At 65.9% G+C, this 5,303-nt stretch carries 7 protein-coding genes; 6 read left to right on the forward strand and 1 reads right to left on the reverse strand.

Annotation, left to right across the window (positions count from 1 at the left end):
* The 6 genes from VH499_RS17210 to VH499_RS17235 form a co-directional block, all read left to right on the forward strand.
* On the forward strand, nt 1–848 hold an 848-nt coding region (locus VH499_RS17210; RefSeq protein WP_332053974.1), incomplete at its 5' end, for a glutamate--tRNA ligase.
* 214 nt (nt 849–1,062) lie between these two features.
* Nucleotides 1,063–2,394 carry a cysteine--tRNA ligase gene (gene cysS / locus VH499_RS17215; RefSeq protein WP_332053975.1) on the forward strand — a complete coding sequence of 444 codons (1,332 nt, stop codon included), beginning with the start codon at nt 1,063–1,065 and terminating at the stop codon, nt 2,392–2,394.
* Between the two features lie 238 nt (nt 2,395–2,632).
* A complete protein-coding gene (locus VH499_RS17220; RefSeq protein WP_332053976.1) occupies nt 2,633–2,998 on the forward strand; it encodes a metalloregulator ArsR/SmtB family transcription factor in 366 nt (121 codons plus the stop codon).
* 26 nt (nt 2,999–3,024) lie between these two features.
* Nucleotides 3,025–3,714 carry a DUF899 domain-containing protein gene (locus VH499_RS17225; protein ID WP_332053977.1) on the forward strand — a complete coding sequence of 230 codons (690 nt, stop codon included), beginning with the start codon at nt 3,025–3,027 and terminating at the stop codon, nt 3,712–3,714.
* A 24-nt stretch (nt 3,715–3,738) separates the two neighbouring features.
* Nucleotides 3,739–4,206: an SRPBCC domain-containing protein gene (locus tag VH499_RS17230; RefSeq protein ID WP_332053978.1), complete on the forward strand. Its 468-nt coding sequence runs from the start codon at nt 3,739–3,741 to the stop codon at nt 4,204–4,206.
* A gap of 204 nt (nt 4,207–4,410) precedes the next feature.
* Nucleotides 4,411–4,695 (forward strand): DUF427 domain-containing protein, encoded by a 285-nt coding sequence (locus tag VH499_RS17235; protein ID WP_332053979.1) that lies wholly within the window; start codon nt 4,411–4,413, stop codon nt 4,693–4,695.
* A gap of 6 nt (nt 4,696–4,701) precedes the next feature.
* Here the strand turns inward: VH499_RS17235 and VH499_RS17240 are convergent, their stop codons facing one another.
* Nucleotides 4,702–5,175, reverse strand: a complete 474-nt coding sequence (locus tag VH499_RS17240) for an SRPBCC family protein (protein WP_332053980.1) — start codon at nt 5,173–5,175, stop codon at nt 4,702–4,704.
* Nucleotides 5,176–5,303: the final 128 nt, after the last annotated feature.

Genomic DNA, 5,303 nt, shown 5'->3' on the forward strand with positions numbered 1-5,303 from the left:
CCCAGCATGTCGACGAGGCGAGCCAGAGCGATCCTGTCCTGGTGCGCGCCGACGGTTCGTATCTCTACAGCTTCACCTCGGTGGTGGACGACATCGCCTTCGGCATCACCCACGTGATTCGCGGCGAGGACCATGTGACCAACACAGGCGCGCAAATCCAGATGTTCCGTGCGCTCGACGCCGCGGTGCCGATATTCGCCCATCTGCCGCTGCTGGTCGATGCAGCGGGCGGCGGCCTGAGCAAGCGCGCCGGGTCGCTTTCGATCGCCGATCTGCGCGACCGCGGGATCGAGGCGTTGGCGATCGATGCCTTGCTGGCCCGTCTCGGCACGGCCGATCTGGTCGAGCCGGTGTCTTCGCTCGACACGTTGGTTGGCACAATCGAATTCGCTCGCGTCGGTCGCGCGTCGGCTCGCTTCTCCGAGGAGGAGTTGGGTCACCTCAGCGCCCGCACATTGCACATCCTGTCCTACGAGGCGGTGCGCGACCGGCTCGACGACGACGTCGTCGACGAGGCGCTTTGGCTCGCCGTGCGGGGCAATCTGATGACGCTGGCCGACGCCAGGATCTGGGCCGAGGTCGTGCGTGGACCCATCGTGCCCACAATCGAAGACGGGCCGTTTCTCCACGAAGCGGTCAAGGCGCTGCCTGGCGAGCCGTGGAGCGAGAGCACGTGGAAGACCTGGACGGGCGTCCTGTCGGTGGCGAGCGGCCGCAAGGGTCGAGCCCTCTTCCATCCGCTCCGTCTTGCGCTCACCGGCCGCGAGACCGGCCCCGAGATGGCGAAGCTTCTGCCTTTGATTGGCCGCGCCAAGGTGACCGCAAGGCTGCAGGGGAGGGCGGCCTGAGCGGAACAACGATCCCTCCAGCGTTCGGGTGAGCGGAAGCGAGGGCGAGGATCCTTCTATGGAGGGGCGTTTGCGCAGCGTGAACGCTTCGTATAAATAGGTCCCGTGTCGCATTTTCTTCTCCCGGCCGCGTTCGCCGCGCGATGTATCGAGGTCTGAGGCCCGGTCGCGGGCCATCGGAACTCGTCTGCATGTGATTCGGGAGGAAGGGGCGATGTCCCTTGTCGTCTACAACACGCTATCGCGCGAAAAAGAGCCGTTCGTGCCGATCGATCCGGCGCATGTGCGCCTCTATGTCTGCGGTCCGACAGTCTACGACTACGTCCATATCGGCAATGCGCGGCCCGTCGTCGCCTTCGACGTGCTCTATCGCCTGCTGAAGCGGCGCCATCCGCGCGTCACCTACGTGCGCAACATCACCGACATCGACGACAAGATCATGGCGCGTGCCGCGGAAAGCGGCGAGCCGATCGAAGCCCTGACCAGGCGCACGGCCGGCTCCTACCAGAGCGACATGCGACGGCTGGGCGCGCTCGCGCCCGACGCCGAGCCGCGCGCAACCGAATATGTCGGGCAGATGATTGCGCTGATCGAGCGCCTGATTAGCAGCGGTCACGCCTACACCGCGGACGGCCACGTGCTGTTCAGCGTGCCCAGCATGCCCGACTACGGCCGCCTGTCGCGCAAGCCGCGCGACGAGCTGATCGCGGGCGCGCGCGTCGAGGTGGCGCCCTACAAGAAGGATCCGGCGGACTTCGTGCTCTGGAAGCCGTCGGCCGACGACCAGGCCGGCTGGCCGAGCCGGTGGGGCCGCGGCCGCCCGGGCTGGCATATCGAGTGCTCGGCGATGAGCGGCGCCCTGCTCGGCGAGACGTTCGACATCCATGGCGGCGGCCTCGATCTCATCTTCCCGCATCACGAGAACGAGATCGCACAGAGCCGCAGTGCGTTCGGTCATGCCATCATGGCCAAGTACTGGATGCACAACGGGTTCCTCAACATCTCCGGCGAGAAGATGAGCAAATCGCTCGGCAACTTCCTCACCGTGCACGAACTCCTGGACCAGTATCCGGCCGAGGCGATCCGCCTGTTGCTGCTCATGGCGCACTATCGTCAGCCGCTCGACTTCACGCACGAAGGGCTTCAGCAGGCCAGGGCGACTCTCGATCGTTGGTACGGCCTGCTGCGCGGCAAGTCGGCTCGTCCGGCGGATGCGGTGCCGCAGCCCGTCGAGGAGGCACTGTCGGACGACCTCAATACGCCGCTTGCGATCAGCGCCGTGCATCGGCTCTCCGATGCCGCTTCGCTTCTCGCCGGCGCCAATGCGCTCGGCCTCCTGCAGCAGGACGCCGAAGCCTGGTTCCGCTGGATGCCGGCCGGCATTTCGGGACCGGGAGACTCCGAGATCGAGGCTTCGATCGCCGCACGCCAGGCCGCGCGCAAGGCGAAGGACTTCAAGGAATCCGACCGCATTCGCGACGATCTCAAGTCGAAGGGCGTGATCCTGGAGGACGGCCCCGGGGGCACGACCTGGAAGCGGGGTTAGCCCCGCTCCAGCCTTTGCCCCGGGATCAGCGCCGGGCGAACTCCAGCAGGTCGTGCGCTTGCCCGGAAGCCGACCTGCGCGCCTGTGATTGGACGGGTCCTGGCGAGGGGAGCGGCACGGGCCTGTAGCGCCATTCCCAGCTCCGTTGCTGGACGGCGCCGGTTCGGACCTCCCGCCGAATACCCTGCAGTTAAGGGCTTGACGGCCGTGCATCTCGTATTTAACTTATTCGTTAAATATGGATACACTCTCGCAAACCTTTGGCGCTTTGGCCGACCCGACCCGCCGGGCCATCTTGGCGCGGCTCGCCAGCGGCGCGGCGACCGTGGGCGAGCTCGCCGAGCCGTTCGACATGTCGCTGCCCGCCGTGTCGCGGCATTTGCGCGTGCTGACCGATGCCGGCCTGATCGAGCGCCATACCGAGGCGCAGTGGCGGCGTTGTTCGCTGCGCGGCGAAGGTTTTCGCGCCGCCGCCGACTGGATCGAGTTCTATCGCCGTTTCTGGGAGCAGCAGTTCGACCGGCTCGACGCGTTCCTCAAGCGCACCGCGCCCAAGCCGGTGAAGGAGACGAAGGAGAAGAGTCGGCGCCGCCGCCGCTCCTGATCCAGCTCATGTCAAAGGAGGACCGCATGACACCGCGCATCGTTTCCCACGAAGAGTGGTTGGAAGCCCGCAAGGCGCATCTTGCGAAGGAGAAGGCGTTCACGCGTCTGCGCGAGGAGCTTGCCCGCGAGCGGCGCCAGCTGCCGTGGGAGCGCGTCGAGAAGGACTATGTCTTCGAGGCGCCCGAGGGACGCGTCACACTCGGCGATCTGTTCGCCGGCCGCGGCCAGCTCATCGTCCAGCATTTCATGTTCGGGCCGGACTGGAACGAAGGTTGTCCGAGCTGCTCGTTCTGGAGCGACAACTTCAACGGCATCGATGCGCATCTCGCGCATCGCGACACGTCGTTCGTGCTCGTCTCGCGCGCACCCATTGCCAAGCTCGATGCCTACAGGAAGCGGATGGGCTGGACGATGCGCTGGGTATCGTCGCTCGGCAGCGACTTCAACTTCGACTACGGCGTGTCGTTCAAGCCGGACGAGGCGGCGCCCAAGTACAACTTCGGCACGATCAAGCCCTACGGCGAGGAAGCGCCGGGTCTCAGCGTCTTCCGCCGCGGCGAGGACGGCGCGATCTGCCACACCTATTCGACCTATGCGCGGGGCCTCGACGTGCTGAACGGCACCTATCACCTGCTCGACATGACCTCGAAGGGGCGGGACGAGGAGGAGCTGTCGTTCCCCATGGCGTGGGTTCGCCGGCACGATCAGTACTGACCGCCAACGAGCGAGGAGCAAACCATGGACACGGTCATCGACAGCAACATGCTGCGTCTCGTGCGCATCTTCGACGCGCCGCGCGAGCGCGTATTCGCGGCCTGGGCCGAGCGGGAGCAGTTCGTCCAGTGGATGTGCCCGCCCGGCGTCATGATCGACGAATGCGTGATCGATGTGCGGCCGGGCGGTGCCTGGCGCATCAAGGGCCGTCACGGCGAGGACGACCGCGTCTTCGCCTCGTCGGGCAAATATATTGAGATCGAGAAGCCGGCCAGGCTGGTCTTCACGTGGGCGCACCACGCCGACGGCGACTACGAGAAGCCACGCGGCCACGAGACGACGGTGCGCATCGAACTGCGCGCGGTCGGCGGCAAGACCGAGCTGACACTGATCCATGGTCCGTTCCTCGACACGCCGAGCTTCGACGCCCACAAGAACGGCTGGACCGGCTCGTTCGACAAGCTCGCCGCCTTCCTGGCGAGAGCCGTGTGAGGACCCCTCGCTGCGCTCGGGATGACGCCGCCTTGCGACACGTGACTCGCGCCACGGGAGGGGCTCATCGCGAGCAGAAGGCGAGGCACCCTTTCGTCTCGCGGCGCGCTCCCCCGAGGCGCATGTCGCTTTGCTATTGAAACAGCGAGCGAACGCATCACCTAATTGCGTGCGATCCGACCCGCAATTGCAAGGAGCCGACGGATGACGACCGCGAATTGGCACGGCAAGGAGATCGCCAGGAGCGATCGCACGGAGGAAGTCGATGGCTACGTCTACTTCCCACGCGACTCGGTGCGCATGGATCTCCTGAAGATGGCGCCCAAGACCGAGAACGACCTCAAATGCCCGCACGGCGTGCAGTTCTACGATGTCGTCGACGGCGCCAGGACCAGCAAGCGGGCGGCCTGGTCCTACGAGGCCCCGCAAGCCCGGATGAAGCCGGTCGACCACTGGATCGGCTTCTGGGAAGACGTGCAGGTCGGCTGAACGGCGTCAGGCCGCCGCGGCCTCCGCGAACGCCTTCAAGAGGCCCGTCCAGCCGTCCGGCGAGTCGACGGCGGCGTGCATCTTTTCGCCTTCCTCGCCGTAGCGGTCGAACAGGCGATGTTCGAGCGAGACATGGGTCCTGTTCGCGCCGATCGGTGTGAAGGTCACTTCGACCTCGGTGACCACCTTCGGGTTGATCTGGAACGTGCTGTCGAGCATCCAGGTCATCACCATCCGCGTCGGCGGTTCCCAGGCGACCACCTTGCCCCAGTCGCATTCCGAGCCATCCTCGCCGCGCTCGAACCAGCGGCCGCCGACCCTCGGTTCGACCGTCACGGCGACCTGCGGCGACTTCGACTCCAGGATCGAATGCGACCTGGGCCACCAGCGAAAGGCGGCAAAGATCTCGAACGCCTTTGCCGGCGGCGCATCGACGTCGATCTTCTTGAAGACGGGCGCGAGGGAAATCGTGCGAGTCATGATTGGCGTCTCCTGGGCGAAGGATGGCTGCGTTCGACTTCGGCTTTGAAGGCGTCGAGAGCGTGGTCCCAGAACTGGTCCAGCCAGCGCCGCAACGGCCCGAGACCGCGTGGATCGATGCAATAGAC

Source organism: Reyranella sp. (genome assembly GCF_036558665.1).
GTDB lineage: Bacteria > Pseudomonadota > Alphaproteobacteria > Reyranellales > Reyranellaceae > Reyranella.

Coding starts and splice junctions, on each gene's coding strand:
- cysS (WP_332053975.1), top strand. CDS start 1,063: ATGTCCCTTGTCGTCTACAACACGCTATCGCGCGAAAAAGAGCCGTTC.
- VH499_RS17230 (WP_332053978.1), top strand. CDS start 3,739: ATGGACACGGTCATCGACAGCAACATGCTGCGTCTCGTGCGCATCTTC.
- VH499_RS17240 (WP_332053980.1), bottom strand. CDS start 5,175: ATGACTCGCACGATTTCCCTCGCGCCCGTCTTCAAGAAGATCGACGTC.
- VH499_RS17220 (WP_332053976.1), top strand. CDS start 2,633: ATGGATACACTCTCGCAAACCTTTGGCGCTTTGGCCGACCCGACCCGC.
- VH499_RS17235 (WP_332053979.1), top strand. CDS start 4,411: ATGACGACCGCGAATTGGCACGGCAAGGAGATCGCCAGGAGCGATCGC.
- VH499_RS17225 (WP_332053977.1), top strand. CDS start 3,025: ATGACACCGCGCATCGTTTCCCACGAAGAGTGGTTGGAAGCCCGCAAG.